Origin of the sequence: Frigoribacterium sp. PvP121, from assembly GCF_017833115.1 — a bacterium.
Taxonomy (GTDB): domain Bacteria; phylum Actinomycetota; class Actinomycetes; order Actinomycetales; family Microbacteriaceae; genus Frigoribacterium; species Frigoribacterium endophyticum.
The window spans coordinates 1,685,241-1,711,030 of record NZ_JAFIBR010000001.1; the positions used below are offsets into that span (position 1 = coordinate 1,685,241).

Annotated in this window: 22 protein-coding genes, 1 tRNA gene and 1 pseudogene; 10 read left to right on the forward strand and 14 right to left on the reverse strand. The window is 74.2% G+C overall.

The features are described 5' to 3' along the window. The first annotated feature begins 31 nt into the window (after positions 1-31). From JOE43_RS07870 to JOE43_RS07890, 5 genes are all read left to right on the forward strand, one after another. Positions 32-104, forward strand: a tRNA-Thr gene (locus JOE43_RS07870). A gap of 111 nt (positions 105-215) precedes the next feature. Then, on the forward strand, positions 216-1,220 hold the full coding sequence (locus JOE43_RS07875; RefSeq protein ID WP_209516718.1) for a Gfo/Idh/MocA family protein: 1,005 nt from the start codon (positions 216-218) through the stop codon (positions 1,218-1,220). A gap of 10 nt (positions 1,221-1,230) precedes the next feature. Then, the gene (locus JOE43_RS07880) at positions 1,231-2,745 is read left to right on the forward strand and encodes a D-alanyl-D-alanine carboxypeptidase/D-alanyl-D-alanine-endopeptidase (RefSeq protein ID WP_209516721.1); all 1,515 of its coding nucleotides are present in this window, start codon (positions 1,231-1,233) and stop codon (positions 2,743-2,745) included. A 51-nt stretch (positions 2,746-2,796) separates the two neighbouring features. Then, positions 2,797-3,384 (forward strand): isochorismatase family protein, encoded by a 588-nt coding sequence (locus tag JOE43_RS07885; RefSeq protein ID WP_209516724.1) that lies wholly within the window; start codon positions 2,797-2,799, stop codon positions 3,382-3,384. After that, a complete protein-coding gene (locus JOE43_RS07890; protein WP_209516728.1) occupies positions 3,381-4,448 on the forward strand; it encodes a Gfo/Idh/MocA family oxidoreductase in 1,068 nt (355 codons plus the stop codon). Before JOE43_RS07885 ends, JOE43_RS07890 begins: the two co-directional genes overlap by 4 nt. 27 nt (positions 4,449-4,475) lie before the next feature. Here the strand turns inward: JOE43_RS07890 and JOE43_RS07895 are convergent, their stop codons facing one another. The 8 genes and pseudogenes from JOE43_RS07895 to JOE43_RS07930 all read right to left on the reverse strand — a co-directional run bounded on the left by JOE43_RS07895 (position 4,476) and on the right by JOE43_RS07930 (position 13,625). Next, positions 4,476-6,404, reverse strand: a complete 1,929-nt coding sequence (locus tag JOE43_RS07895) for an ABC transporter ATP-binding protein (RefSeq protein WP_209516731.1) — start codon at positions 6,402-6,404, stop codon at positions 4,476-4,478. Positions 6,405-6,587: 183 nt separating this feature from the next. Next, positions 6,588-7,934, reverse strand: a complete 1,347-nt coding sequence (locus tag JOE43_RS07900) for an MFS transporter (protein WP_167258608.1) — start codon at positions 7,932-7,934, stop codon at positions 6,588-6,590. Positions 7,935-8,158: 224 nt separating this feature from the next. Further along, positions 8,159-8,773: pseudogene (gene ribA, locus JOE43_RS07905) on the reverse strand (GTP cyclohydrolase II); the annotation flags it as partial. Between the two features lie 62 nt (positions 8,774-8,835). After that, the gene (gene ribD, locus JOE43_RS07910; RefSeq protein WP_209519136.1) at positions 8,836-9,837 is read right to left on the reverse strand and encodes a bifunctional diaminohydroxyphosphoribosylaminopyrimidine deaminase/5-amino-6-(5-phosphoribosylamino)uracil reductase RibD; all 1,002 of its coding nucleotides are present in this window, start codon (positions 9,835-9,837) and stop codon (positions 8,836-8,838) included. 29 nt (positions 9,838-9,866) lie between these two features. Beyond that, positions 9,867-10,580: a GNAT family N-acetyltransferase gene (locus JOE43_RS07915; protein ID WP_209516737.1), complete on the reverse strand. Its 714-nt coding sequence runs from the start codon at positions 10,578-10,580 to the stop codon at positions 9,867-9,869. Positions 10,581-10,582: 2 nt separating this feature from the next. Continuing rightward, entirely contained in the window at positions 10,583-11,629 is a 1,047-nt protein-coding gene (trpS, locus tag JOE43_RS07920) for a tryptophan--tRNA ligase (RefSeq protein WP_209516740.1), read from the reverse strand. Between the two features lie 27 nt (positions 11,630-11,656). Continuing rightward, positions 11,657-12,502: an exodeoxyribonuclease III gene (locus tag JOE43_RS07925; RefSeq protein ID WP_056053214.1), complete on the reverse strand. Its 846-nt coding sequence runs from the start codon at positions 12,500-12,502 to the stop codon at positions 11,657-11,659. A gap of 10 nt (positions 12,503-12,512) precedes the next feature. Continuing rightward, positions 12,513-13,625, reverse strand: coding sequence for a YihY/virulence factor BrkB family protein (locus tag JOE43_RS07930; protein ID WP_209516742.1), 1,113 nt, complete (start codon positions 13,623-13,625; stop codon positions 12,513-12,515). A gap of 131 nt (positions 13,626-13,756) precedes the next feature. Between JOE43_RS07930 and ptsP the strand changes: the two genes are divergently transcribed. After that, the gene (ptsP, locus tag JOE43_RS07935; protein ID WP_209516745.1) at positions 13,757-15,406 is read left to right on the forward strand and encodes a phosphoenolpyruvate--protein phosphotransferase; all 1,650 of its coding nucleotides are present in this window, start codon (positions 13,757-13,759) and stop codon (positions 15,404-15,406) included. 81 nt (positions 15,407-15,487) lie between these two features. On the opposite strand, the gene JOE43_RS07940 is transcribed toward ptsP, so the two are convergent. After that, on the reverse strand, positions 15,488-16,411 hold the full coding sequence (locus JOE43_RS07940) for a hypothetical protein (protein ID WP_209516747.1): 924 nt from the start codon (positions 16,409-16,411) through the stop codon (positions 15,488-15,490). A gap of 195 nt (positions 16,412-16,606) precedes the next feature. On the opposite strand from JOE43_RS07940, the gene JOE43_RS07945 reads away from it, so the two are divergent. Continuing rightward, positions 16,607-17,806, forward strand: a complete 1,200-nt coding sequence (locus JOE43_RS07945) for a DUF6177 family protein (RefSeq protein ID WP_209516750.1) — start codon at positions 16,607-16,609, stop codon at positions 17,804-17,806. Next, positions 17,796-18,143: a hypothetical protein gene (locus JOE43_RS07950; RefSeq protein ID WP_209516753.1), complete on the forward strand. Its 348-nt coding sequence runs from the start codon at positions 17,796-17,798 to the stop codon at positions 18,141-18,143. The genes JOE43_RS07945 and JOE43_RS07950 overlap by 11 nt, the downstream gene beginning before the upstream one ends. Positions 18,144-18,257: 114 nt before the next feature. Here JOE43_RS07950 and JOE43_RS07955 read toward each other — a convergent pair whose 3' ends face one another. The 5 genes from JOE43_RS07955 to JOE43_RS07975 form a co-directional block, all read right to left on the reverse strand. Then, positions 18,258-19,013, reverse strand: a complete 756-nt coding sequence (locus JOE43_RS07955) for a succinate dehydrogenase iron-sulfur subunit (RefSeq protein WP_167258628.1) — start codon at positions 19,011-19,013, stop codon at positions 18,258-18,260. A 2-nt stretch (positions 19,014-19,015) separates the two neighbouring features. After that, positions 19,016-20,824 carry a succinate dehydrogenase flavoprotein subunit gene (sdhA, locus tag JOE43_RS07960; protein ID WP_209516756.1) on the reverse strand — a complete coding sequence of 603 codons (1,809 nt, stop codon included), beginning with the start codon at positions 20,822-20,824 and terminating at the stop codon, positions 19,016-19,018. A 76-nt stretch (positions 20,825-20,900) separates the two neighbouring features. Next, on the reverse strand, positions 20,901-21,347 hold the full coding sequence (locus JOE43_RS07965; protein ID WP_167258631.1) for a succinate dehydrogenase hydrophobic membrane anchor subunit: 447 nt from the start codon (positions 21,345-21,347) through the stop codon (positions 20,901-20,903). 4 nt (positions 21,348-21,351) lie between these two features. Further along, positions 21,352-21,813, reverse strand: coding sequence for a succinate dehydrogenase, cytochrome b556 subunit (sdhC, locus tag JOE43_RS07970; protein WP_082514271.1), 462 nt, complete (start codon positions 21,811-21,813; stop codon positions 21,352-21,354). Positions 21,814-21,962: 149 nt separating this feature from the next. Continuing rightward, complete coding sequence (locus JOE43_RS07975) at positions 21,963-23,132, reverse strand: glycosyltransferase family 1 protein (RefSeq protein WP_209516759.1); 1,170 nt, start codon at positions 23,130-23,132, stop codon at positions 21,963-21,965. Between the two features lie 194 nt (positions 23,133-23,326). Here JOE43_RS07975 and JOE43_RS07980 point away from each other — a divergent pair, with 194 nt between their 5' ends. Both JOE43_RS07980 and JOE43_RS07985 read left to right on the forward strand, forming a co-directional pair. Beyond that, entirely contained in the window at positions 23,327-24,445 is a 1,119-nt protein-coding gene (locus JOE43_RS07980; protein ID WP_209516762.1) for a mannose-1-phosphate guanylyltransferase, read from the forward strand. Positions 24,446-24,610: 165 nt separating this feature from the next. Further along, positions 24,611-25,690, forward strand: coding sequence for a BMP family protein (locus tag JOE43_RS07985; protein WP_209516766.1), 1,080 nt, complete (start codon positions 24,611-24,613; stop codon positions 25,688-25,690). Positions 25,691-25,790 lie beyond the last annotated feature (100 nt).

The window sequence follows — 25,790 nt, forward strand, 5'->3', positions numbered from 1 at the left end:
GAGGCACGGGTTCTCGATCTGATCGAGATCCGCCGCTTTAGCTCAGTCGGTAGAGCGTCTCACTCGTAATGAGAAGGTCTGGAGTTCGATTCTCCAAAGCGGCTCCCCCAGAGGCCCGGATCCGCACGGATCCGGGCCTCTCCTCGTCCCGGCCGGGCCGCTGCGGCTCAGCGGCGCGGGCGTCCGGCCGTCCCCGGGCCTGGTAGACAGGGCTGATGACGACTCGATGGGGCATCCTCGGCGCCGGCGGCATCGCCGACGCGTTCACGACCGACCTGATCGGCGCCGGCCTGACGGTCACCGCCGTCGGCTCGCGCCAGCTCGACAAGGCCCGGGAGTTCGCCGACCGCCACGGCGTGGCCGGAGCGCCCGGCAGCTACGAGGAGCTCGTGGCCGACCCCGAGGTCGACGCGGTCTACGTCGCCACGCCCCACCCCTTCCACCGCGACGCGGCCCTGCTCGCGATCCGCGCGGGCAAGCACGTGCTCGTCGAGAAGCCCTTCACGGTGAACGAGGCCGAGGCGGCCGAGGTGCTCGACGCGGCCCGTGAGGCCGACGTGGTGGCGCTCGAGGCGATGTGGACGCGCTTCCTGCCGCAGCAGGTGCGGCTCCGCGAGATCGTGCGGGCCGGCGTCGTCGGCGACCCGCGACTCCTCACGGCCCACCACCTCCAGGCGCTGCCCACCGACCCGCGGCACCGCATCAACGACCCCGCCCTCGGAGGCGGTGCGCTGCTCGACCTCGGCGTCTACCCCGTCTCGTTCGCCGCCGACCTGCTGGGGCCGGTCGAGACGGTCGCCGCCACCGGCCTGCTCAGCGACCAGGGCGTCGACCGCCGCATCGGCGCGTCGCTGCTGCACGCCTCGGGCGCGACGTCGACGGTGTTCGCCGCCCTCGACACCGCCGGCGAGAACACCGCCGTGCTGTACGGCAGCGCGGGGCGCATCGAGGTCGACGCCACGTTCTACTCCCCGGGCGGCTTCACCGTCCTCGACGCCGAGGGCGCCGTGGTCGAGCGCTTCGACGCCGTCGACGACGGGCTGCGCGGCATGCACCACCAGGCGATCGAGCTCGAGCGCCTCGTCGCCGCCGGGGAGCGCGAGAGCCCCGCCCTGACCCACGCCGACATGCTCGAGGTGATGCGCGTGATGGACGAGATGCGCCGGCAGGTGGGCGTCCGCTACCCCGGAGAGGCCGGAGGCGCGGTCCCGGTTCCGTAGGATGACCCCGATGAACGATCAGGGCGACCTCACCGACCACCCCGACGCGCCCGCCGCGGGCGAGACCGACGCGCCCGCCCGCAAGGGCCTCGGGCGCCTCGTCCGCGAGCACCCCCGCGCCGCCCTCGTCACGGCCGCCGTCACCGCCTTCGCCCTCCTCGGCGGCGGGGCCGTGGCCGCCGGCGCCGCGACCGCCCCGTCGTCGGGCGGAGCCGCGTCGTCCGCGTCGCCGGCCTCGACCGACCCGGCCGCCGCCGTCACGGTGACGCCGACGCCCACCGCCGAGGCCGACCCCGTCCGGTCCGTCCCGGGCGAGATCCCGGCCCCCACGCGCCTCCGCACCTGCTCGGTCTCCGGCCCGGCCGCCGACTCCCGCCTGGCCCAGTTCGAGGGGACCGTCGTGAACGCCGCGACCGGCGAGGTCCTCCTCGACCGGGACGGCTCGACGCCCGCGCGCACGGGGAGCGTGCTCAAGACGCTGACGAGCGCGGTCGCGCTCTCGGTGCTGGGCGCCGACCACCGCCTCCGCACGCAGGTCACGGGCGACCCCGGCACGGGCTCGATCGCCCTCGTCGGCGGCGGCGACGCGACCCTCAGCGTCACGGGCCGCAGCGTCTACTCGGGGGCCCCCACGCTCGCCGACCTCGCGGGCCAGGTCAAGGCCTCGCTCGGCGACCAGCCCGTGAGCCAGATCACCCTCGACGCGACCTGGTGGAGCGCCGCCGACAAGTGGGACCCGTCGTGGAAGCGCACCGAGCAGACGATCGGCTACCACAGCGAGGTGACCGCGCTCATGGTCGACGGCGACCGCGCCGACCCCTCCGCCCAGACCAGCCCGCGCAGCACCGACCCCGTGGCCCGTGCCGGCGACGCCTTCCGGGCCGCCCTCGTCGCGGCCGGGGTCGCCGGGGCCGACAGCGCGACCATGGCCCCGGGGTCGGCGACGAGCTCGACCGTGCTCGGCAGCGTGTCGTCGCAGCCCGTCTCGACGCTCATCTCGCAGATGCTGCCCGTCTCCGACAACACCCTCGCCGAGATGCTGGCCCGGGCGTCGTCGAAGGAGTCGGGCGCGGACGGCTCGGCGGCGTCGCTCACGACGCTCTACCGCTCCGTGCTGGGCACGGCCTACGGGCTCGACGCGTCGACCGTGACCATCGTCGACGGCTCGGGGCTCAGCGAGGGCAACGCCGTGCCCTCGACCTTCGTCGCGCGCCTGATGGTGAAGGTCCTCGACCGCGAGGGCGGCCTCGGCGTGGTCTACGACGCCCTGCCCATCTCGGGCCGCACGGGCACGCTGGCCTCGCGCTTCACGGGCTCGAACGCCGTCGCCCGCGGTGCGGTGCACGCCAAGACCGGCTGGATCGACACGGCCTACACCCTCGCCGGCACCGTCGCGGCCGCCGACGGGACACCGCTCGCCTTCGCGTTCTACGCGATCGGCGACGTCCGTGACGACGCCCGGGTGGCCCTCGACACGCTCACAGCGGCCGTGTACAGCTGCGGCGACTCGCTCTCCAACACCTGACCCGGCGCCGCCCGGCGTGCGCCTCGCCGTCCGGCACGCGAAGATGGGGCCATGAGCAGAGCCCTGATCGTCGTCGACGTCCAGAACGACTTCACCGAGGGAGGCGCGCTGGCCGTCGCCGGCGGCGCCCACGTCGCCGAGGCGGTCACCGACCACCTCCGCCGCTCCGGCGACCGCTACGACCTCGTCGTCGCGAGCCGCGACTGGCACGCCGCCGACGGTGACAACGGCGGCCACTTCAGCGCCGAGCCCGACTGGGTCGACTCGTGGCCGGTGCACTGCGTGGCGGGCACCCCCGGGGCGGACTACCACCCGGCCCTCGACGCGACGCTCGTCGACGTGCACGTGACCAAGGGCACCGGGTCGCCGGCCTACTCGATGTTCGAGGGCGTGACGGGCGACGGGTCCTCCACGGCCCAGGCCCTCGCGTCGCGGGGCGTCGACGAGGTCGACGTGGTGGGCCTGGCGACGGACCACTGCGTGCGGGCGTCGGCGCTCGACGCGGCCCGGGCCGGCCTCCGGGTCCGGGTGCTGACCGACCTCGTCGCGGGGGTCGGGGCGGAGTCGTCGGCCGCGGCGCTCGACGAGCTCCGCGCCGCCGGGGTCGAGACCGTCCCGTCGACCGAGGTCGCCGCGTGAGCGGGCCCGGCCCGGAGCAGCGCGACGAGCGCGCCCCGCTCCGCGTCGGCGTCGTGGGCTACGGCCTCGCCGGCCGCGTCTTCCACGCGCCCCTCCTCGCAGCCGACCCGGCGTTCGACCTCGTCGCCGTCGTCACGCGCGACCCGGCCAAGGCCGACGCGGCCCGGGCCGCCCACCCCGGCGTGGAGGTGGTCGACGCCCTCGACGGCCTCTGGTCGCTCGCGCTCGACCTCGTCGTCGTCGCCACCCCCAACGACACCCACGTCGAGGTGGCCGCGGAGGCCCTGCAGCGCGGGGCGGCGGTCGTCGTGGACAAGCCGCTGGCCACCAGCGCGGAGGCGGCCCGCGGGCTCGTGGAGCTCGCGGAGTCGCTGGGGCGGCCCCTCACCGTCTACCAGAACCGCCGGTGGGACGGTGACTTCCTGACCGCGTCACGCCTCGTGCGAGACGGCGCACTCGGCGAGGTGCACACCCTCGAGTCGCGCTTCGAGCCGTGGAAGACCGCCAACCGTGCCGGCTGGAAGGCGTCCGCCACCGCCGAGCAGGGCGGGGGGATCCTCCTCGACCTCGGCCCCCACCTCGTCGACCAGGCGCTGCGGCTCTTCGGCCCCGCCGCGGAGGTGCACGCCGAGATCGCCGTGCGGCGGCCCGGCGCGGTCGCCGACGACGACGTCATGCTGTCGCTCCGCCACGAGGGCGGTGTCCGCTCGCGCCTCTGGATGAGCCACGTGGCCGCGCAGCCCGGCCCGCGCCTCCGTGTCCTGGGCACGCGGGGGGCCTACGTCGTGCACGGGCTCGACCCGCAGGAGGCGCAGCTCGCGGCGGGCGTCTCGCCCGCCGACCCGGGGTACGGGCTCACGGACCCGGCCCGGCCCGGCCTCGTCGGCATCGGCGCTGACGCGCGGCCCGAGGCGACCGACCGCGGCGACTACCCCGCGTTCTACGCGCAGCTGGCCGTGGCGCTCCGGGGAGAGGGGCCGCTGCCCGTCGACCCCCGTGACGCGGTCGCCGCCCTCGAGGTCGTCGAGCGGGCACGCCGGTCGGCGGAGCCCCGGCAGCGCTGACCGGCAGCGCTGACCGGCGCCGGCCGCTCAGACCAGGAGCTGGTGCTTCGCGAGGTCGCGATAGAGCGGCGTGCTGACGACGAGCTCGGAGTGGGTGCCCACCCCGACGACGCGCCCGGCCTCGACGACGACGATCTGGTCGCTGTCGACCACGGTCGAGAGCCGGTGCGCGATGACGATGAGAGTCCTGTTCTCGGCCACCGCGTCGATGGCCTCGCGGAGACGCTGCTCGTTGAGGCCGTCGAGGCTCGAGGTCGACTCGTCGAGGAGCAGCACCGGGGGAGCGTTGAGCAGGGTCCGGGCGATGGCGAGGCGCTGGCGCTCGCCGCCGGAGAGCATCACGCCGTCCTCGCCGACCTGGGCGTCGAGCCCCTGCTCGCCGCGCTCGAGGACCCCGGTGAGGTTGACGGCCTCGAGCACCCGGCGGCAGTCGTCGTCGGACGCGTCGGGCGACCCGAGGGTCAGGTTGTCGCGGAGGGTCCCGGCGAGCACCGGAGCGTCCTGCTCGACGTACCCGATCTGGGCCCGCAGCTCGGCGCGGTCGAGGGCCCGCACGTCGACGCCGCCGAGGCGCACGACGCCGCCGGTCGGGTCGTAGAAGCGCTCGATGAGGGCGAGGATCGTGCTCTTGCCGGCGCCGGAGGGGCCGACGAGGGCCGTCCGCCGGCCGACGGGCACGGAGAACGAGACGCCGTGCAGGACGGTGAGGTCGTCGCCCGCCCGCTCGCCCGCGGCGGCCGCCGCGACGGCCCCGGGCGAGGTGGCCGCTCCCGTCGCCACGGGGGAGTCGGGGTAGCGGAAGTGCACGTCCTCGAAGGTCACGGCGTCACCGGTCTCTACGCGGGCGTCGGGTCCGAGCCCCCGCGCCGTCTCGGCGTCGTGCTCCGTCTCGCCGGGCAGGTCGAGGATCTCCTGGATCCGGCCCAGGGCGCCCAGCGCCTGGTTGACGCTGAGCACGGCGCCGAGGGCCTGGCCGAGCGGCATGATCATCAGGAACAGGAAGAGGATGAACGAGACGAGCGACGCGATGGTGATGGAGCCGCTCGCGACGCGGTAGCCGCCGACGCCGAGCACGACGAGGAACGACGTCTGCATCGCGACCGAGGCGATGGGCACGACGAGGGCCGAGATGCGCGCCACCTGCAGGCCGCGCTCGTAGGCGCCCACGGCGTCCTCCTCGACGCCGGCGATCTCGCGCTCGGTCGCCCCGGACGCCCGGATCGTGCGGACCGAGCTGATCGCCCGCTCGACCGACGAGGTCAGGTCGCCGACCTTCTCCTGCGCCTGGCGGCTGGCCACGCGGATGCGGCCGCTGAGCAGCACCACGACGGCGACCGAGACGGCCACGACGAGCACGGTGAGCCCGAGCAGCACCGGGTCGATGAGGAACATGCCCACCAGCGCCCCGACGAAGGTGAGCGAGCCGCCGATGGCCTCGACGAGCCCCTGGGTCAGGACGGCGCGGAGGAGCGTCGTGTCGGAGCCGACGCGGCTCACCAGGTCGCCCGTGCGCCGCACGTCGAACTGGCTGATCGGCAGGTTGAGCATGCGGCCGACGAGGCGGCGCCGGCTCGAGAGCACCACGCCCTCGCCGGTGCGCTGCAGCAGGTAGTGCTGGAACCCGCTGATCAGGCCCGCGACGACGACCAGCGCGACGAGCAGCCAGACGAGCCGGCCGAGGGGATCGCCGGCCTGGACGACCGAGATGACCCGGCTGACCAGCAGGGGCTGGGCGAGCGAGGCGGCGGCGCCCAGCACGCTGAGCACGATGATGAACACCATCACCTTCCGGTGCTCGAACAGGTAGGGCACGAGCTGGCGGAAGGTCGCGCGCGGACCCTCGGGGCGGGGGCGTCGACCCAGGCCCCTGCGGGCCGGGGGCGGCGTCGCGGAGCCGACCCGCGCCTCCTCGGCCTGGGCGGCGGCGCGCTTGCGGGTGCTCGTGTCGGAGCTCATGGTGCCTCTCGTGCTCGGTCGTCGCGGCGACGGGTCGCGACCGGTGGGCGCGACGCGACCGGGGTCACGGGCACCGAGTCGAGGGTACTGCCGCGTGGCCGCGAGCCGCCTGTCGGGGGACGCTGACGGCCCGCCCCCCGAGGGGAGCGGGCCGGGGTCGTGCAGGAGGCGCGGTGCGGCCCGTCAGCTCGAGGTCTCGTACTGCACGTCGCGGGTCTCCGAGCTCAGCAGCAGGGCGATCAGCGTCAGCACCGCCATCGACGACAGGTACAGCCCCACCAGCCAGGTGCTGCCCCCGGCGGCCTGCCACAGCGCCACGGCGATGAACGGCGCGACGGCCGCGCCGAGGATGCTGGCGACGTTGTAGCTGATGGCCGAGCCGGTGTAGCGGACGCTGGTCGGGAACAGCTCGGGCAGCACGGCGCCCATCGGCCCGAACGTCAGCCCCATCAGCACGAAGCCGATGATGAGCAGCGCCTGGGCGCCGAGCGCTCCCGCCGCGAAGAGCGGGGCGAAGAGGAAGCCGAAGACGAGGATGCCCGCGGTGACGCAGATCAGCAGGGCGCGGCGGCCGAACTTCTCCGCCAGCGGGCCGGAGACGAGCGTGAAGACGCCGAAGAAGACGACGCCGAGGATGAGCATCCAGAGGAACTGGTTGCGCGCGATGCCGAGGCCCGGCGCCGCGCCCTCCGCGGGGGCGGTGCCGTACGTCAGGGTGAACGTCGTCATCAGGTAGAAGAGCGTGTACGTCGCCAGCATGATGAACGTGCCGAGGATGAGCGGGCGCCAGCTCGTCGAGAACACCCGTGCGAGGGGCAGGGTCGCGACGTTGCCCGAGTCGACGACCTTCTGGAAGGCCGGCGTCTCGATGAGCTTGAAGCGGACGTAGAGGCCGATCACGACGAGCACGGCGCTGGCCAGGAAGGGCAGGCGCCAGCCCCAGCTGAGGAACTGCTCCTCCGTGAGCGTGCTGTTGAGCACGACGAACAGCAGGTTCGCGATGATGAAGCCGATCGGGGCGCCGAGCTGCGGGAAGGTGCCGTAGATCGCCCGGCGCTTCGCGGGGGCGTTCTCGGTCGCCAACAGGGCGGCGCCGCTCCACTCGCCGCCGAGGCCGAGGCCCTGGCAGAAGCGCAGCACGACGAGGCAGGCGGGGCCGGCGACGGCCCAGCCGGGCGTGGTGCCGGCGGGGATGCAGCCGATCAGCACCGTCGCGACGCCCATCGTGAGCAGGGAGGCGACCAGGGTGCCCTTGCGGCCGATGCGGTCGCCGAAGTGCCCGAAGATCACCGAGCCGACGGGTCGGGCGATGAAGGCGACGCCGAAGACCGCGAAGGAGGCGAGGCGCGCGACGGCGGGGTCGTCGTTCGCGAAGAAGACGGTCGGGAAGACGAGCACGGCGGCCGTCGCGTAGACGTAGAAGTCGTAGAACTCGATCGAGGTGCCGACGAGGCTCGCGACGATGACGCGCGAGCGCTTGTTGGCGGGAGGGGCGGGGGGCGTCGACGAGGCGACGGTGCTGGCAGACATGGGGGCTCCGGAGCGGCAGGCAGGGCGGCGGGTGCGGACGGGCGACGGCCTCGACGTCGCCCGGCGCGAGGTGTGCGCTGCAGGTGGCGGAGGCGGCTGGTGCGGAGCTCGGTGGGCGCACGTCGCCGGTGGTGCGGGGCGCTGCTCGTGACAGCGTCCTCCCAGCTTACCTCCGCGACGGCGTCGCGGCGGACGTCTGGGCGACGACCGTCGTCGACGCGGGGTCAGGCCCCGGCGAGGTCGTCCGGCAGCTCGTGGCCCATCCGGTCGCGCTTCGTGTCGAGGTAGCCGGCGTTGAACGTGCCGACGCCGACGACGAGCGGCACGGTCTCGGTGACCGCGATCCCGTGCGCGGCCAGCTGGCGCCGCTTCTCCGGGTTGTTGCTCAGCAGCCGGATCGAGGTGACGCCGAGGTCGCGCAGCATGTCGGCCGCCGCGCCGTAGTCGCGGGAGTCGGCGGGGAGGCCCAGGGCGAGGTTGGCGTCGAGCGTGTCGAGGCCGTCCTCCTGGAGCCGGTAGGCGCGGAGCTTCGCCACGAGGCCGATGCCCCGGCCCTCGTGGCCGCGCAGGTAGACGACCACGCCGCCGTGGGCGTGGATCGTGTCGAGGGCGGCGTCGAGCTGAGGGCCGCACTCGCACTTCAGCGAGCCGAGGGCCTCGCCCGTCAGGCACTCGCTGTGCACCCGCACGAGGGCACCGTCGCGCGGCGGCGAGCCGTCGGGGGCGGACGCCACGATCGCGATGTGGTCGGCCCCGGTCAGGGTGTCGGCGTAGGCGCGCATGCGGAACGTGCCGTGGCTCGTCGGGACGGTCGTCTCGACCTCGAACCGCACCTGCGACGAGACGGCGGGGGCGGCCGAGGGCCCGGCGGTGGGGGTGTCGGCGGCGGCGGGGGTGTCGGTCACGGGGTCCTCCGGTGCGGGGCGCGGGCCACGACGAGGAGGTCGTCGCCCAGCATGGCGGTGCTCACGACGCGTAGTCGGCGCTGGTCGTCGATGGTGTCGACGCCGAGGTCGTCGAGGGCCGTCCGGGGCCCGCCGAGCAGCGTCGGGGCGAGGTAGACGAGGTACTCGTCGACGAGCCCGCGCCGCACGACCTCGCTCGCCACGGTCGGCCCGCCCTCGACGAGCACGCTCCGGACGTCACGCCGCCACAGGTCGTCGAGCACGGCGGCGAGGTCGTGGGTCGTCGCCCGGACGAGCCCGCGGGGGTGTGCGCGGAGGGCGGCCCCGGCGGGCAGCTCGCGGTCGCCGACGACGACGGGCAGGGGCTGCTCGGGCAGCAGCCGGCCGTCGTCGTCGCGGGCGGTGAGCGACGGGTCGTCGGCGAGGGCGGTGCCGGTGCCGACCAGGATCGCGTCGTGCCCGGCCCGCCGGTCGTGGACGTCGCGGCGTGCGGCCTCGCCGGTGATCCAGCGGCTCGACCCGTCCGCCGCGGCCACGCGGCCGTCGAGGCTCGACGCCCACTTGAGCGTGACGAACGGGCGGCGGAGCTCCACGGCCGTGAGCCACCGGTGCAGGAACTCGCGGCCCTCGGCCTCGAGCACCCCGCCGACCACGTCCACGCCGGAGGCGCGGAGCCGCTCCGCCCCTCCCGACGAGTCACGACCGGGGTCGCCGACGGCGTACACGACGCGCTCGACGCCGGCCGCCAGCAGGGCCTCGCTGCAGGGCCCCGTCCGCCCGGTGTGGTCGCAGGGCTCGAGGGTCACGACCGCGGTCGTGCCGCGGGCCTCGCCGGGGGCCAGCTGCGACAGGGCGTCGACCTCGGCGTGCGCCGTCCCGGCGCCGCGGTGCCAGCCCTCGCCGACGACCGTGCCGTCAGGCCGGAGCAGGACACAGCCGACCCGCGGGTTGACCCCGAGCGGCGTGCCGCGGGCCGCCAGCTCGAGGGCGCGGCGCATGGCCGTCTCGAGCACGGCGGGGGCGAGGGTCACGGGGTCTCCGGGGGAGTGGTCGGCGGGGTCGTGGTCGGCGGGGCGGACGGGGTCGGTGCCGGGTCGGGGGTCACGGCGGGACGGCGGTCGTCGGACCCGACGGGCGCGTCGACCCTCGACCCAACGCGGGCGGCACCCGGGAATTCCCCGGCGAGGGGCACGGGCCAGCCCGGTGCGGGCTCGCGGTCGTCGTCGGCGCCGAGCCGGGCCGTCCAGCACAGGGGGTGCTCCCCGTCGCGCCCCGGGTGCAGGCCGGGCGCCTCTCCGAGGTAGCGGAAGCCCACGCGGCGGGCGACCGCGGCCGAGGCGACGTTGCCGACGTGGCCCTCCCATCGCACCTCGGGCAGGCCTCCCTCGCCGAGGGCCCAGTCGACCACCAGCCGCACCGCCTCGGTCATGAGGCCTCGGCCCCGGGCCGCCGGCGCCGTCCAGAAGCCGACGTCGCGGCCCGCCGTCCGCACGCTGACCACGCCGACCAGCTCGGACGACCCGGGCGCCCGGAGGCCCCAGGTCATCTCCCGCCCCGTGGCCCAGCCGTGGTCGACGATCCGGTCGAGGAAGAACTCGGCGTCGGAGCGCTCGTAGGGCGAGGGCACGGTCGTCCAGCGGACGGTCTCGGGGTCGCGGCAGGCCGCGACGATCGCCTCGACGTCGCTCGAGTCTGGGGCTCGCAGCTCGACGAGCGGCGACCGGAGCGTGAACGCGCGCACCGTCAGGCCCTCGCGAGGAACCCGATGCGCTCGTACACGGTGGCGAGGGTCGCCTCGGCGATCTCCCCGGCCCGGTCGGCGGCGCCGGCCAGCACGCGGTCCAGCTCGGCGGGGTCGTCGAGCAGCTCGAGCGCCCGGGCGCGGATCGGGGTGAACGTCTCGACCACCGCCTCCGCGACGTCCTTCTTGAGGTCGCCGTAGCCGCGACCCGCGTACTGCTCCTCCAGCGAGGCGACGGGGGTCTCGGTGAAGGCGGAGAGGATGGTCAGCAGGTTCGAGACCCCGGGCTTCGCGCCGCGGTCGAAGCGGATCTCGCGCTCGGCGTCGGTCACGGCCGACTTGATCTTCTTCGCGGTGCGGCTGGGCTCGTCGAGCATCCACACCACGCCGGCCTCGGTGGCCGCCGACTTGCTCATCTTCGACTCCGGGGACTGCAGGTCGTAGACCCGCGCGCCCTCCGCCTGGACGACCGCCTCCGGCACGACGAGCGTCGGGCCGAAGCGCGAGTTGAAGCGGTTCGCGAGGTCGCGCGTCAGCTCGACGTGCTGGCGCTGGTCGTCGCCGACCGGCACCTCGTGCGCGCCGTAGAGGAGGATGTCGGCGGCCATCAGGGTCGGGTAGGCGAAGAGGCCGAGCGAGGCCGTGTCGGCGCCCTGCTTCGCCGCCTTGTCCTTGAACTGGGTCATGCGGCTGGCCTCGCCGAAGCCGGTGAGGGTGTTGAGCACCCACGCGAGCTGGGCGTGCGCCGGCACGTGCGACTGGATGAAGAGCGTCGAGCGCTCCGGGTCGATGCCGGCGGCGATGTACTGCGCCGCGGTGCGCCGCGTGGACTCGCGGAGCGTCGCCGGCTCCTGGGCCACGGTGATCGCGTGCATGTCGACGACGCAGAAGAGCGCGTCGTGCGTCGACTGCATCTCGCGCCACTGCAGCAGGGCGCCGACGTAGTTGCCGATGTGCAGCGAGTCGGCCGACGGCTGCATGCCCGAGAACAGGCGGGGCTTGGCGCCCGTCGGGGCGGCCGGGGCGGGGGAGGGGGGGAGCGTGGTCATGGTGTCCTCGTGAGGGGGCGGTGCGGGTCAGATGTCGTAGTCGACGACGACGGGAGCGTGGTCGGACCAGCGCTTGTCGTACGACGCGGCGCGGTCGATCGTGTAGCCCGAGGCGCGCTCGGCGAGGGCCGGGGTCGCCACGTGGTAGTCGATGCGCCAGCCCGTGTCGTTGTCGAAGGCCTGGCCGCGCCACGACCACCACGAGTACGGCCCCTCGACCTCGCCCGAGAGACGGCGCCCGACGTCGACCCAGCCGAGGCCGGTGCCGCCGCTGCCGTCGACGGTCTCGACGGGCTGGCCGGCCTCGCCGAAGAAGCGGTCGAAGTAGGCGCGCTCGCGGGGCAGGAAGCCGGCGCGCTTGACGTTGCCCTTCCAGTTCTTGATGTCGAGCTCGCGGTGGCCGACGTTGAGGTCGCCCGTCACGACGGCGAGCTCGGAGTGCGCCGCGAGCTGCGGGAGCCTCTCCGACATCGCGTCGAGGAACCGCCACTTCTCGTCCTGCTTCTCGGTGCCGACCTCGCCCGAGTGCACGTAGGTGCTCACGACGGTGACGATCGTGCCGTCGACGTCGTAGTCGGCCTCGATCCAGCGGCCGGCGCTGTCGAAGTCGTCGGGCCCGAGCTCGACGCGGTGGATGACCGCGGCGCCGCGCGACGCGATGGCGACGCCGGCGCGGCCCTTCGCGGTGGCGGGGTGGTGGATGACGTTCCACTCGGGGCCGAGCAGGCCCTCGAGGTCGTCGGTGGTGGCCCGCACCTCCTGCAGGGTCAGCACGTCGACGTCGCGGTCGGCCAGCCACTCGCCCATGCCCTTGCGGTACGCGGCGCGGATGCCGTTGACGTTGACGGACGCGAGTCGGAGGCGTTGTGACATGCCGACGAGACTACCGGCGGCCGCCGACGTCGCCGCCCCGGCGCCGCACCGACCCGGCGGCCCGTGCGACGTGGGCGGCGAGGCCCCGCACCCGCGACGCCGCGCGCCGGGGGGCGGAGACGACCCGCGCCTCCTGGGCGAGCCGTTCCTCCTCGAGGCGGCGCAGCCGCTCGGCCTCCTCGCGGGGGTCGGCCCGCACGCCGATGTCGTCGAGCCCGACGGCGATCCACGCCGCGGCGAGCAGCAGCACCTGGCAGAGCAGGTTGATGACGAGCAGGAGGCCGACGATGGCGGCGAACGACGCGAGCAGCGGGTTGGACCCGGCCGCCCGCAGCAGGGTGCCGCCGACGAAGGTGATGAGCACGAAGCCGGCCGCGCCGAGCGCCGACCCCGCGAGGAGTCGCCGGCCGGGGATGTGCAGGCCGGCCAGCACCCGGAAGAGCGCGACGAGCACCGCGGTGTCGAACGCGAAGACCAGGACGAGCGCCACGACGCGCAGCAGCACGACGGACGCCGCGGACGCCGTGGAGAGGCCGACGAGGTGCAGGCCCCAGGTCACCGCCGTGGTGCTCAGCAGGGAGATCGACGCCGAGACGAGGACGGCCACGCCGAAGGCCACGGCGAGGGCCAGGTCGCGCAGCACGAGGACGATCAGCGACGGGGCGGGCGTCGGGGCCCGGAAGACCGTGCGGACGGAGTCGCGCATGCTGCCGAACAGGCGGACCGACCCGAACAGCAGCCCCACGAGCGCGACCGTGCCCGTCCAGCCGAAGACCGAGGCGTTCATGAGGGCGCCGGGCTCGACCACCCCTGCTCCCGAGTCGTCCTTGATCACGCCGGGCACGGCCGACTGGATGAAGACGACGAGCTCGTCGCGGAGGACGACGTCGCCCGCCACGACGAAGCCCGCCACGCTGAAGCCGACCCAGAGGGCCGAGAAGAGGGCGAAGAGCGCTTGGTACGTGAGGCCGGCCGCGAGCAGCGGCCCCTTCGAGGCGACGTGGCGCCCGACCACGCGGACGAGGCGCGACCCGAGCAGCCGCGCCGCCGCGGAGGGACCCGCGGGCGTCGCGGGGGCGGGGGCCGGGGGCGCAGTCGCTTCGTCGTCGGGTCGGCGTCGCATGCCCCCAGCGTAGGTGCCCGCGCGCCGAGGGGCCGCGGACGGACAGGCCCGCTCGCGTACGATGTGGACGACCGTGCGGCGCCGCCCCTCCCGTGTGCGCCGTCCACACCCGAGCATGAAGAGGTACGACCGTGGCACTACAGGGCGTTGGCGTCGGACGTGGAGTGGCCGTCGGCCCCGTCCTGAGGATGCCCGAGCCGCTGCCGGAACCCGGCACCGAGGCGCGCACCGCCGACGCGTCGACCGAGCTGGCCCGCGTGCGCGAGTCGCTCGAGGCCGTCGCGGCCGACCTGACCGCGCGCGGCGAGAAGGCCGGCGGCGAGGCGAAGGACGTCCTCGACGCCCAGGCCCTCATGGCCCAGGACCCGACCCTCGTCGACGACGTCGAGCAGCGCATCGACGGCGGCGTCACGGGCGAGCGGGCGGTCTTCGAGGCCTTCGGCGCCTTCCAGGAGATGCTCGTCGGCATGGGCGGCTACATGGCCGAGCGCGCGACCGACCTGGGCGACGTCGCCCAGCGCGTGATCGCCGCCCTCCGCGGCGTGCCCGCCCCCGGCGTGCCCGAGAGCGACTCGCCCTTCGTGCTGGTGGCTCCCGACCTGGCCCCGGCCGACACGGCGCTGCTCGACCTCGACAAGGTGCTCGCGCTCATCACCCGCGACGGCGGCCCCACCTCGCACACCGCGATCCTCGCGCGCTCGAAGTCGATCCCGGCGATCGTCGGCGTGACCGGTGCCCTCGACCTGGTCGACGGCACCGTCGTCGTCGCCGACGCCGTCTCCGGGGTCGTCACCGTCGACCCCTCCGCCGACGAGGTGGCCGCCGCCGAGCAGCGCATCGCCGACCGCCGGGCCGCCGCGGCCGCCCCGCTCACCGACGGCGCCCTCGCCGACGGCCACGCGGTGCCGCTGCTCGCGAACCTCGGCTCGCCCGACGAGGCCGCGGGCGCCGTCGCGCTCGGCGCCGAGGGGGTCGGCCTCTTCCGCACCGAGTTCCTGTTCCTCGGCGCGAGCCAGGCCCCGACGGTCGAGAGCCAGACCGCCAGCTACACCGCCCTGCTCGAGGCCTTCCCCGGCCGCAAGGTCGTCGTGCGGGCCCTCGACGCCGGGGCCGACAAGCCCCTCGCCTTCCTCAACGACGCCCACGAGGAGAACCCCGCCCTCGGCCTCCGCGGCCTGCGCGCGCTGCGGGTCAAGGAGCAGATCCTCCGCGACCAGCTGACGGCGCTCGCCGCGGCCCAGGCCGCCACCACGGCGGACCTCTGGGTGATGGCGCCCATGGTGAGCGACGCGGAGGAGACCGAGTACTTCGTCTCCCTCGGCCGCGAGCTCGGCCTCCGCACCGTCGGCGTCATGGCCGAGGTGCCCTCGCTGGCCGTCCTCGCCGACCAGGTGATGCAGACCGCGGACTTCGTGAGCATCGGCACGAACGACCTCACGCAGTACACGCTCGCCGCCGACCGCATGCTCGGCTCGGTCGCCAGCTACCAGGACCCGTGGCACCCGGCGGTGCTCCGCCTGGTGTCGACGCTCGGCGAGGCCGGCCGCGCCGCCTCGAAGCCGGTCGGCATCTGCGGCGAGGCGGCGGCCGACCCGCTGCTCGCCGTCGTGCTCGTCGGGCTCGGGGCGACCACCCTGTCGATGACCCCGGCCGCCCTGGCCGACGTCCGGCTCGAGCTGTCGAAGCACACGCTGGAGCAGGCGAAGGCCCTCGCGGCCGCCGCGGTCGCCGCGACGACCGCCGCCAGGGCCCGTCAGGCCGCCGAGGCCCTCGCCGGCTAGCCCGGCAGCGGTGCGGGCCGGGCGATCCCGGCCCGCACCCGCCGCACGCCGCGCCCGACGCCGCGCCGCGCCCCCCTGGCCTCAGCCCGCGACGGCCTGCTGCAGGTGGGCGGCGACCACGGCGTCGACGACCTGGCCGACCGCGGCCTCGACGGCCGCGACGATCTCCGGGGCCGCGACCCGCGCCTCCTCGAGCGACAGGTCGCCGTCGACGGCGTCGGCGCCCTCGACGCCGGGCAGCAGCCCGGCCGCGACGGCCTCCTCGTGCAGGCGCAGCAGCGTCGCGACGCGGTGCGGGGCGATCACGTCGGCGACGACGGCCTCGCGCACGAGGGGAGCCAGCTGGTCGACGGTGAGCACGGGGGAGTCGCTCGACGTCGCGCCCTCGTCCGCTCCGGCCACGTCTGCTCCGGTCACCGACGAGACCGGCGCCGTCGCCGTCTGCTGCGCGACGCTCTCGAGCACGCCCGGCCAGCCCCAGCGGCCCTCGAGGGCCGCGAGGGCGGTGGGCAGGGCGACGGAGGCGGGGGTCGCGGAGGCCGTGCCCGTCGCCTCGGCAGTGGCGGCGGCCGGCAGCCACTCGGGCCGGTAGCGCTCCGCGCGCGGGAACCGCTCGAGGTCGGCGGCGTAGTCGGCGTCCGACGGCAGCACCCCGGCGTCGCCGGGCTCGAACGGCGAGCCCGGGTTCACCCAGACGCGTCGGTCGAGGTTGAACCGGGCGGTGAACGAGCCGTCGCGCGAGACGGTGAGCGAGAGGGAGAACCACGCGCCCTTCTCCGGGTCGGCCATGACCTCGCGGAGCTGCTCGCCGAGGGCGGCGACGTCGGGCACCGTGCCCACCGTGCGGCTGCTGCCCGCCGCGTCGACGGCGTCGACCCAGAGGCGCGAGACCGAGCCCACCTCGAGCAGCTGCAGCGTGGCCTCCGCCCAGTCGGTGCCCTCGAGGCTGGCGGCGAAGCGCTCGGCGATGTCGTTCTGGAGCTGCTGCTGGCGGGGGACGTCCATGTCGGCGCGGCCTCTCGGTCGTGGTCGGTGATCGGGGGCGGTGCCGGCGACGGGTCGGGGCCCGGCAGGACGGCACGAGAAGCATATGCGCCCCGGCCGGGCCGTGCCCTGATCCGGGGGACGCCGGGCTCGGACCGGTCAGCGCGCAGGGGCGTGGAGCAGACTGTCCCCGTGGGCACCCCTATACGACACCCGATGGTCGACGCGGTCACCGCGCAGGTCGTCCGGGTCGACAGCCGGGCCCGGGTCGTGCGGCTGAGCGCGCCGTTCGCCGACCTCCTCGCGCGACGCCGCAGTCGTCGGCGGGTCGTCCTCGTCACGAGCGACCGCTCGCGGCTGACGGTCGGCGTGCGCGCCGCGCTCGTCGACGCCGGCGGGGCCTGGGCGGTCCACGACGAGGCCGGGGCGCTCCGCGACGGGCTGACCGGCCTGCCCTACGCCGACGTCGACGCCGCCGGCCGGCCCCAGGAGGACCCCCTCGCCCCGGTCGTCCCGGTCGACGTGCCGGCCGCCGTCGGCACCGCCCCCCAGCTCAGCGTCGACCTCACGGTGCTGCACCGCGCCTCCCACGACACCAGCCTGGGAGGCGCGCTCGAGGCCCTCGGGACGGCCGTCTCCGGCTCCGGCCCCGCCTCCTGGGGCAGCTCCGAGCCCCTCCTGCACGACTGGGACCGCTGGGTCCTCACGCAGCACGCCCGGCACGCCGCCCCGGAGACCGTACGGGTCGTCGTGGAGGGCCCCCACCTCTCGGGCACCGTGACGGCCCGGGTGACCGAGCACGGCATCGAGGAGACCACCGCTGTGACCATCGACGTGCCCGTCGCGGAGACCGTCACCGAGGGCTCGGGCGCGGACGGGGAGGACGCCCGACGGACGCTCGACGCGGCGATCGCGCGCCTCACCGAGGCGCTCTCCGTCATCGCCGGGTCGTCGCTGCCCACCTTCGCGCTCGTCGTGGCGCGGGAGGGCGACGTCGACCGCTGCGTGCGGGCCAAGACGTACCCGCCGCCGAACCCGGTCGCGCTGCTCATCGGCGCGCCCTCCGTCAAGCGGCTCGGCCTCGAGCTGTCGGCCCTCCCCGCGACCCGCCCCGTGGTGGTCGTGGGCCGGCCGCGGCTGCCCGCCTACGTCGTGCCGCTCGGCGACGCGAGCACCTCCGGCTGGGACGCCCTGCACGACACCCTCGACGCCGTGGGGCCCGAGCGGCTCGCCACCATGGTGGCCACGCCGCTGCTCCAGGCCTGGGAGGAGGACCTCGCCGAGGCCGACCTCCTGCACGAGAGCGTGGTCGACGGCGCCGTCGGGGTCGCGGGGGCCGGCCGCCCCCGCGAGGGCGAGGCCGACGACGACGACCAGCAGCACGACGACGAGGAGGCGCCTCCCGGTGCCCCGTGACATCACGATCCTGAGCCCCAGCGTCCCCGACGCCCTCGACCTCGCCACTGCGGCGCGCGCCGTCGACGAGTCGTACGGCGTCCGCGAGATCGACGAGGGCGACGCCCTGCAGGTCTTCGCCGAGGGCGGAGAGCCCCTGCTCACCGTGTGGGGCGCGCGGGAGCTGGCCACGGTGGGGGAGGTCGAACGGCTGCTGCCGCACCCTCCCGAGGTGCGCCTCCCCGTCTTCTGGGTCGACGCCGTGGCGCCCCTGACCGAGGCGGGGGAGGCCGGCGTCTCCGTGGCCCTGCGCCTGGCGCTCGGGCTCGACGCGACGTGCATCGTCGAGGACGACTGACCCGTCCCCGTCACGACGGCCCCGGGCGGCCGACGGTCGCCCGACACGACGAGAGGCCCGGACCCCCTGGGGGAGTCCGGGCCTCTCGTCGTCGTTCGGCGGTGCCGCCGGGGGCTACGCCCGCCCGCGGAGCACGGCCTGCTTGACCTCGGCGATGGCCTGGGTCACCTGGATGCCGCGGGGGCACGCCTCGGTGCAGTTGAAGGTGGTGCGGCAGCGCCACACCCCCTCCTTGTCGTTGAGGATGTCGAGGCGCACCTGGGCGCCCTCGTCGCGGGAGTCGAAGATGAAGCGGTGTGCGTTGACGATCGCGGCGGGGCCGAAGTACTGGCCGTCCGTCCAGAAGACGGGGCAGCTCGAGGTGCAGGCGGCGCAGAGGATGCACTTTGTGGTGTCGTCGAAGCGCTCGCGCTGCGTCGCGCTCTGGATGCGCTCCTTCTCCGGCTTCGACGAGGCCATCAGGAACGGCTGGATCTCGCGGTACGACTGGAAGAAGGGCTCCATGTCGACGACGAGGTCCTTCTCGAGCGGCAGGCCCTTGATGGCCTCGACGTAGATCGGCTGCGTGATGTCGAGGTCCTTGATCAGGGTCTTGCAGGCGAGCCGGTTGCGCCCGTTGATGCGCATCGCGTCGGAGCCGCAGACGCCGTGGGCGCACGAGCGACGGAAGGTCAGCGAGCCGTCCTGCTCCCACTTGATCTGGTGCAGGGCGTCGAGGACGCGGTCGGTGGGCAGCACCTCGACGTCGAAGTCCTGCCAGCGCGGCTCCGTGTCGACGTCCGGGTCGAACCGTCGGATGATGAGGGTGGCGGTGAAGGTGGGGATCGCGTCGGCGCCGGCGGGGGCGTTCTCGAGGACAGCGGTGCTCATGCTCAGTACTTCCGTTCCATCGGCTGGTAGTTCGTGATCACGACGGGCTTCGTGTCGAGGCGGATGTGGTCGCCCGCGAGCGACGAGTGCGCGTCGCCGGTGAGGTAGGCCATCGTGTGCACCAGCCAGTTCTCGTCGTCGCGCGTCGGGTAGTCCTCGCGGAAGTGCCCGCCGCGGCTCTCCTGGCGGGAGCGGGCCGAGTAGACCACGACCTCGGCGAGGTCGAGCAGGAAGCCCAGCTCGATCGCCTCGAGCAGGTCGGTGTTGAACCGCTTGCCCTTGTCCTGCACGGAGATGTTCTTGAAGCGGTCGCGCAGGTCGGCGATCACGTGGGTGACCTCGTCGAGGGTCTCCTCCGTGCGGAACACCTGGGCGTTGCGGTCCATGCTGTCCTGCAGCTCCTTGCGCAGGGTCGCGATGCGCTCGGTGCCGGTGGCGGACCGCACGTCGTCGACGAGGCCCCGCACGAAGCCGGCCGGGTCGTCGGGCAGCGGCACGAACTCGGCCGTCTTCACGAACTCGACGGCGTTGTTGCCGGCGCGCTTGCCGAAGACGTTGATGTCGAGCAGCGAGTTGGTGCCGAGCCGGTTCGAGCCGTGCACGCTGACGCAGGCGCACTCGCCCGCGGCGTACAGCCCGGGCACCACGGTCGTGTTGTCGCGGAGCACCTCGGCGTGGACGTTGGTGGGGATGCCGCCCATCGCGTAGTGCGCCGTGGGGAGGACGGGCACGGGCTCGGTGTAGGGCTCGACGCCGAGGTAGGTGCGGGCGAACTCCGTGATGTCGGGCAGCTTCGCGTCGATGACGGCCGGGTCGAGGTGCGTGATGTCGAGGTAGACGTAGTCCTTGTGCGGACCGCCGCCCCGGCCCTCGCGGATCTCGGTGGCCATGCACCGTGCGACGATGTCGCGGGGCGCGAGGTCCTTGATGGTCGGCGCGTAGCGCTCCATGAAGCGCTCGCCCTCGCTGTTGCGGAGGATGGCGCCCTCGCCGCGGGCGGCCTCGGAGAGGAGGATGCCGAGGCCCGCGAGGCCGGTGGGGTGGAACTGGAAGAACTCCATGTCCTCCAGCGGGAGGCCCTTGCGCCAGATGATGCCCACGCCGTCGCCCGTCAGCGTGTGCGCGTTCGACGTCGTCTTGTAGATCTTGCCGAAGCCGCCCGTCGCGAAGATGACGGCCTTGCCCTGGAAGACGTGCAGCTCGCCGGTCGAGAGCTCGTAGGCGACGACGCCCGCGGGGCGCTCGACGCCGTCGACCTCGCCCATGATCAGGTCGAGGACGTAGAACTCGTTGAAGAACTCGATGCCGTGCTTGACGCAGTTCTGGTACAGCGTCTGCAGGATCATGTGGCCGGTCCGGTCGGCCGCGTAGCAGGCACGACGCACGGGGCTCTTGCCGTGCTCGGCCGTGTGGCCGCCGAAGCGCCGCTGGTCGATCTTGCCCTCGGGGGTGCGGTTGAACGGCAGGCCCATGTTCTCGAGGTCGAGGACGGCGTCGATCGCCTCCTTCGCGAGGATCTCGGCGGCGTCCTGGTCGACGAGGTAGTCGCCGCCCTTGACCGTGTCGAAGGTGTGCCACTCCCAGTTGTCGTCCTCGACGTTGGCGAGGGCCGCGGCCATGCCGCCCTGGGCGGCGCCGGTGTGCGATCGCGTGGGGTAGAGCTTCGAGATGACCGCCGTGCTGGCGTTCGGCCCGGCCTCGATGGCCGCGCGCATCCCCGCCCCTCCGGCACCGACGATGACGATGTCGTGCTGGTGGTAGTGGATGCCGTCGACGACGGAGCTCTGGGCGGAGGGTGCAGGTGTGGTCACGGTGCTTCCAGGTGGGACGTGGTGCAGGTGGACGGGGTGGTCGGTCGTGGGGCTCCGGCGCGGCGCCCGCCGAGGGTCAGCGGGAGCAGATCGAGGGGAGCAGGTCGGCCGGGGCGCCGGCGGGGCAGGGGTCGAAGGTCCAGATGACGAGCGAGCCGAGCAGCAGCAGCACGGCGCTGGAGACGACCAGGGCGCCGAGGAAGACCTTGCGGGTCGTGGGGCGGCCCACGTAGTCGTTGACGATCGTGCGCATGCCGTTCGAGCCGTGGATCAGCGCCAGCCAGAGCAGGAGCGTGTCGTAGACCTGCCAGAACGGGTCGGCCCACTTGCCCGCCACGAACGCGAAGTCGATCGCCTTGACGCCGCCCTCCCCGGCGAGCAGGTTGATGAAGAGGTGGCCGAAGATCAGCACGACGAGCACGAGCCCGCTCGCGCGCATGTAGATCCAGCCCCACTTCTCCCAGTTGGTGCTGCGCTGGGCGGTGCGGGCCGACCGGGGGGCCTCGATGGTCTCAGTGGTCATCGCTCTACTCCGAGAAGACGTTCATGAGGTGGCGGGGGGCGAAGCCGAGCATCAGCACGGCCCAGAGGCCGATCACGACCCAGAACATGACGCGCTGGTGCTTGGTGCCCGCGCTCCAGAAGTCGATCAGGATGATCCGCAGGCCGTTGAGGGCGTGGAAGAGGATGGCGGCGACGAGGCCGGTCTCGCCGAGCCCCATCACCGGGTTCTTGTACGTGCCGATGACTGCGTCGTAGGCCTCGGGGCTGATCCGCACGAGGGCCGTGTCGAGGATGTGCACGAGCAGGAAGAAGTAGATGCTCACGCCGGTGATGCGGTGCAGCACCCACGACCACATGCCCTCACGGCCGCGGTAGAGCGTGCCCTGGAAGCGCTTCGCGCGCTGCGGCTCGCTGATGGTCGGTGCACCAGGTCGCCCCGAGGGCGTGCCCGGTGACGCCAGTGTTCCCGTCGACTGCTCGGCCATGAGCTGCCCTCCTCGCGGCTGGGGCGGTCGGCTGTGGTCAGGGAGGACAGCCGTGTCCACCGTGTGTTCTCAGAACACCCCGAGCATACGGAACGCGCGGCGGCCACCGCTGCCGAGGCTGCCCTAACTAGTTCGATGTCGAGAGACGGTCAGCTCGTCGCCGACAGCTGTCGGGCCCGGGCGGAGGCGCGGGCCGGCACCGCCGGGGCGGCCACCGCGTCGGCGTAGTGCCCGAGCAGCTCGTCGCCGAGGCGTTCCCAGGTGCGGCCGACGACGGCCCGGCGCCCGGCCTCGCCGAACCGGGCCCGCAGGGCCGGGTCGTCGACCAGCAGCCGGACGGCCCGGCGGAGCGAGTGGTCGTGCAGGGGATCGACCAGGAACCCGTCGACGCCGTGCCGGACGAGGTCGAGGGGCCCGCCCGCGGCCGGCGCGACGACCGGCGTCCCGCTGGCGTGCGCCTCCTGGACTGTCTGCCCGAAGGTCTCCGTCACGCCGGTGTGCACGAAGACGTCGAGGGCCGCGTAGGCGTCCGCCAGCTCGTCGCCGTGCAGCGCGCCGGTGAAGACCGGGTCGAGGTGCCGGAGCCGCCGCCGCAGCGACGGCAGCGCCGGCCCGTCGCCCACCACGACGAGGCGCGTGCCGGGCGTACGGTGCAGGGCCGCGAGGCGCTCGACCTGCTTCTCGGGGGCGAGGCGTCCCACGTAGCCGACCAGCGCCTCCCCGGGGCTCGCGCCGACCGCCGCCCGGAAGGCCGCGGAGCCCTCGCCCGAGCGCCGGTTGGGGTGGTAGCGCACCGAGTCGACGCCGCGCCCCCAGGTCGCGAGCCGGTCGACCCCGGCGCGGCGCAGGTCGCGCAGTGAGGCCGACGACGGCACGAGGGTCACGGTGGCCTGCTCGTGCAGCCGTCGGACCAGGCGCCAGGCCACCGCGGCCGTGACCGGGCCGAGGCCGCTGGTGCTCGCGTAGCGGGCGACGTCGGTCTGGAAGACCGCGACGCTCGGCAGGCCGAGGCGGGCCGCCGCCGCGATCGCGTGACCGCCGAGGAGGAAGGGGGAGGCGACGTGGACGACGTCGGGGCAGAAGTCCGCGAGGGCCCCCGCCACGACCGGCGAGGGCAGCCCGACGGGGAACTGCCGGTAGGCCACGCTGGGCACGCGGTGGACCCTGGCGGGGCCGTAGGAGTCGTGGCCCCGGCCCGCGGGAGCGATGACGATGGCCTCGTGGCCGCGTCGCTCCAGGTGGTCGAGCACCCGCAGCACGCTCGTCGTCACCCCGTTGACGGTGGGCAGGAAGCTCTCGGTCACGATGGCGACCCTCATGGGGACCTCCTCGGCTCGGCGTCCTCCCAGGCTCCGCCCGGGGCGTGGCCGGGGCGGGGCCCTGCCGTGGCCGGGCCGTGGCGGCCTCGTGAACGGGCGGCGACGACGGGCCCCACGGGCAGCGCCGCCCCGGGTGCCCGCCCCGGAGGCGCGCCCCGCCGGCTCCCGACCGTCCCGTCGCTAGGGTGGCCGTCATGAGCATCCCCGAGAGCGTCGAGCGCTTCTACAGCATCATCCCCGCCGGCGGCATCGGCTCCCGGCTCTGGCCCCTCAGCCGTGCCGACGCCCCCAAGTTCCTGCACGACCTCACGGGCAGCGGCTCGACGCTGCTGCGCGGCACCTGGGACCGCCTGGCGCCCCTCGCGGGGGAGCAGCGCATCATGGTCGTGACCGGCCGCGCGCACCGCGCGGCCGTCGAGGCCCAGCTGCCCACGCTCGCCGACCACAACGTGGTGCTCGAGAGCGAGCCGAAGGACAGCACGGCGGCCATCGGCCTCGCCGCGGCGATCCTCCGTCGCCGCGAGCCGGACGTCATCATCGGCTCGTTCGCGGCCGACCACGTCATCGCCGACACCCGCGGCTTCCAGCGTGCGGTCGGCGAGGCCATCGTCGCCGCCGACGCCGGGTACATCGCCACGATCGGCATCACCCCGACCGAGCCCGCCATCGGCTTCGGCTACATCCACGCGGGCGACGCCCTCGCCGTCGAGGGCGCGCCGAGCGCCCTGCGGGTCGAGTCGTTCGTCGAGAAGCCGGACCTCGAGACGGCCGAGCGGTACGTGGCCGGGGGCGACTACCTCTGGAACGGGGGCATGTTCATCGCGCGCGCCGACCGCCTCCTCGAGCAGCTCGGCGAGACCCGCCCGGAGCTGCTCGCGGGCCTCGAGGAGCTCGCCGAGGCGTGGGACACCCCGCGCCGGGGCGCCGTCGTGGACCGCATCTGGCCGGGCCTCGAGAAGATCGCGATCGACTACACGGTCGCCGAGCCCGCGGCGGCCGCGGGCCGCCTCGCGGTGATCCCCGGCGCCTTCGACTGGGACGACGTGGGCGACTTCGCCTCGATCGCCAAGCTGCACTCCGGCGGGCGCAAGAGCGACCTCGCCATCCTCGGCGAGAACGCCCGCGTGCTCGCGGACGCCTCCAGCGGCATCGTCGTCGGCCACAGCGGCCGGCTGATCTCGCTGATCGGGGTGAACGACATCATCGTGGTCGACACGCCGGACGCCCTCCTGGTGACCACGACGGCGAACGCTCAGCGCGTCAAGTCGGTCGTCGACGCCCTCAAGCTGAGCGGCCGCAGCGACGTCCTCTGACGGGCCCGACCGGGCTGTCCTGTTACGGGCCCGTTACACGACGGTCGCGGTCGTGTAACGCCTCGGTCTCACTCTCCCGGAGCGGTCGGAGGGGCTCCGCGCAGTAGGTAACCTGTCGCCATACGTGCCCGGCGTCTCGTGCCGGGCAGCACCTTGGAGGACAACTTGACTACAACTGCGCGCAGGGCCGTCTTCAGCGGCCTCGCCCTGGCGAGCACCGTCGCCATCCTGGCCGGCTGTGCCTCGGCCCCCGAGAGCGACGACGCCGCGGGCGGCAGCTCCAGCGACTTCGTGCCCTGCATGGTGTCCGACGCCGGCGGCTTCGACGACAAGTCGTTCAACCAGCTGGGCTACGAGGGCCTGACCGAGGCTGCCGAGACCGCGGGCGCCGAGGCCAAGACCGTCGAGTCCGCCGACGAGACCGTCTACGACGCCAACCTCTCGAACCTCGCCGACCAGGGCTGCGGCCTCATCGTCACGGTCGGCTTCGCCCTCGCCGACGCGACGAAGACGGCGGCCGAGGCCAACACCGGCATCGACTACGCCACCATCGACGACGCGTCGATCACGGCCGACAACGTCAAGCCGATCACGTTCAACACGTCCGAGGCGGCCTTCCTGGCCGGCTACGCCGCGGCGAGCTACTCGAAGACCGGCACCGTCGGCACCTTCGGCGGCATGCAGTTCCCGACCGTCACCATCTTCATGGACGGCTTCGCCGACGGCGTCGAGTACTACAACGAGCAGAAGAGCGCCGACGTCAAGGTCGTCGGCTGGGACGTCCCGTCGCAGACCGGCACCTTCACCGGCGGCTTCGAGGCTGGCACCACGGCCAAGCAGAGCGCCCAGACCCTGATCGACCAGGGCGCGGACGTCATCCTGCCCGTCGGCGGCCCGATCTACCAGAGCGCCGCCGAGGCCATCCGCGACTCCGGCTCGGACGTCGTCCTGGTCGGCGCCGACTCCGACACCTACGAGACCGACAGCGCCAACAGCGACCTGTTCCTGACCTCGGTGCTCAAGGGCATCAAGCAGGCCACGAACGACGTCGTGACCCAGTCGGCCGACGGCTCGTTCTCGAACGAGCCCTACGTGGGCACCCTCGAGAACGACGGCGTGGGCATCGCTCCGTTCCACGACTACGAGGACAAGGTCGACGCCGGGCTGCAGGACGAGCTCGACACGATCAAGGCCGGCATCATCGACGGCTCGATCGAGGTCGAGTCGCCCTCGGCCCTCAGCTGAGCCGAGCCGCCACCCCCTCAGGCATCGTCTAGCATTGCCTGATCGAGGGCCCGGTCCGGACGGTCTCCACCGTTCGGCCCGGGCCCTTCCCACGCCTACA

What these genes read in the sequence shown, in the direction of transcription:
- JOE43_RS07875 (WP_209516718.1), top strand. Translation starts at nt 216, where the DNA reads ATGACGACTCGATGGGGCATCCTCGGCGCCGGCGGCATCGCCGACGCG.
- JOE43_RS07880 (WP_209516721.1), top strand. Translation starts at nt 1,231, where the DNA reads ATGAACGATCAGGGCGACCTCACCGACCACCCCGACGCGCCCGCCGCG.
- JOE43_RS07885 (WP_209516724.1), top strand. Translation starts at nt 2,797, where the DNA reads ATGAGCAGAGCCCTGATCGTCGTCGACGTCCAGAACGACTTCACCGAG.
- JOE43_RS07895 (WP_209516731.1), bottom strand. Translation starts at nt 6,404, where the DNA reads ATGAGCTCCGACACGAGCACCCGCAAGCGCGCCGCCGCCCAGGCCGAG.
- JOE43_RS07900 (WP_167258608.1), bottom strand. Translation starts at nt 7,934, where the DNA reads ATGTCTGCCAGCACCGTCGCCTCGTCGACGCCCCCCGCCCCTCCCGCC.
- ribD (WP_209519136.1), bottom strand. Translation starts at nt 9,837, where the DNA reads ATGCGCCGCGCCCTCGAGCTGGCGGCCCGCGGCACGCCGCTCGGGGTC.
- trpS (WP_209516740.1), bottom strand. Translation starts at nt 11,629, where the DNA reads ATGACCACGCTCCCCCCCTCCCCCGCCCCGGCCGCCCCGACGGGCGCC.
- JOE43_RS07925 (WP_056053214.1), bottom strand. Translation starts at nt 12,502, where the DNA reads ATGTCACAACGCCTCCGACTCGCGTCCGTCAACGTCAACGGCATCCGC.
- JOE43_RS07930 (WP_209516742.1), bottom strand. Translation starts at nt 13,625, where the DNA reads ATGCGACGCCGACCCGACGACGAAGCGACTGCGCCCCCGGCCCCCGCC.
- JOE43_RS07940 (WP_209516747.1), bottom strand. Translation starts at nt 16,411, where the DNA reads ATGGACGTCCCCCGCCAGCAGCAGCTCCAGAACGACATCGCCGAGCGC.
- JOE43_RS07945 (WP_209516750.1), top strand. Translation starts at nt 16,607, where the DNA reads ATGGTCGACGCGGTCACCGCGCAGGTCGTCCGGGTCGACAGCCGGGCC.
- JOE43_RS07955 (WP_167258628.1), bottom strand. Translation starts at nt 19,013, where the DNA reads ATGAGCACCGCTGTCCTCGAGAACGCCCCCGCCGGCGCCGACGCGATC.
- JOE43_RS07965 (WP_167258631.1), bottom strand. Translation starts at nt 21,347, where the DNA reads ATGACCACTGAGACCATCGAGGCCCCCCGGTCGGCCCGCACCGCCCAG.
- sdhC (WP_082514271.1), bottom strand. Translation starts at nt 21,813, where the DNA reads ATGGCCGAGCAGTCGACGGGAACACTGGCGTCACCGGGCACGCCCTCG.
- JOE43_RS07975 (WP_209516759.1), bottom strand. Translation starts at nt 23,132, where the DNA reads ATGAGGGTCGCCATCGTGACCGAGAGCTTCCTGCCCACCGTCAACGGG.
- JOE43_RS07980 (WP_209516762.1), top strand. Translation starts at nt 23,327, where the DNA reads ATGAGCATCCCCGAGAGCGTCGAGCGCTTCTACAGCATCATCCCCGCC.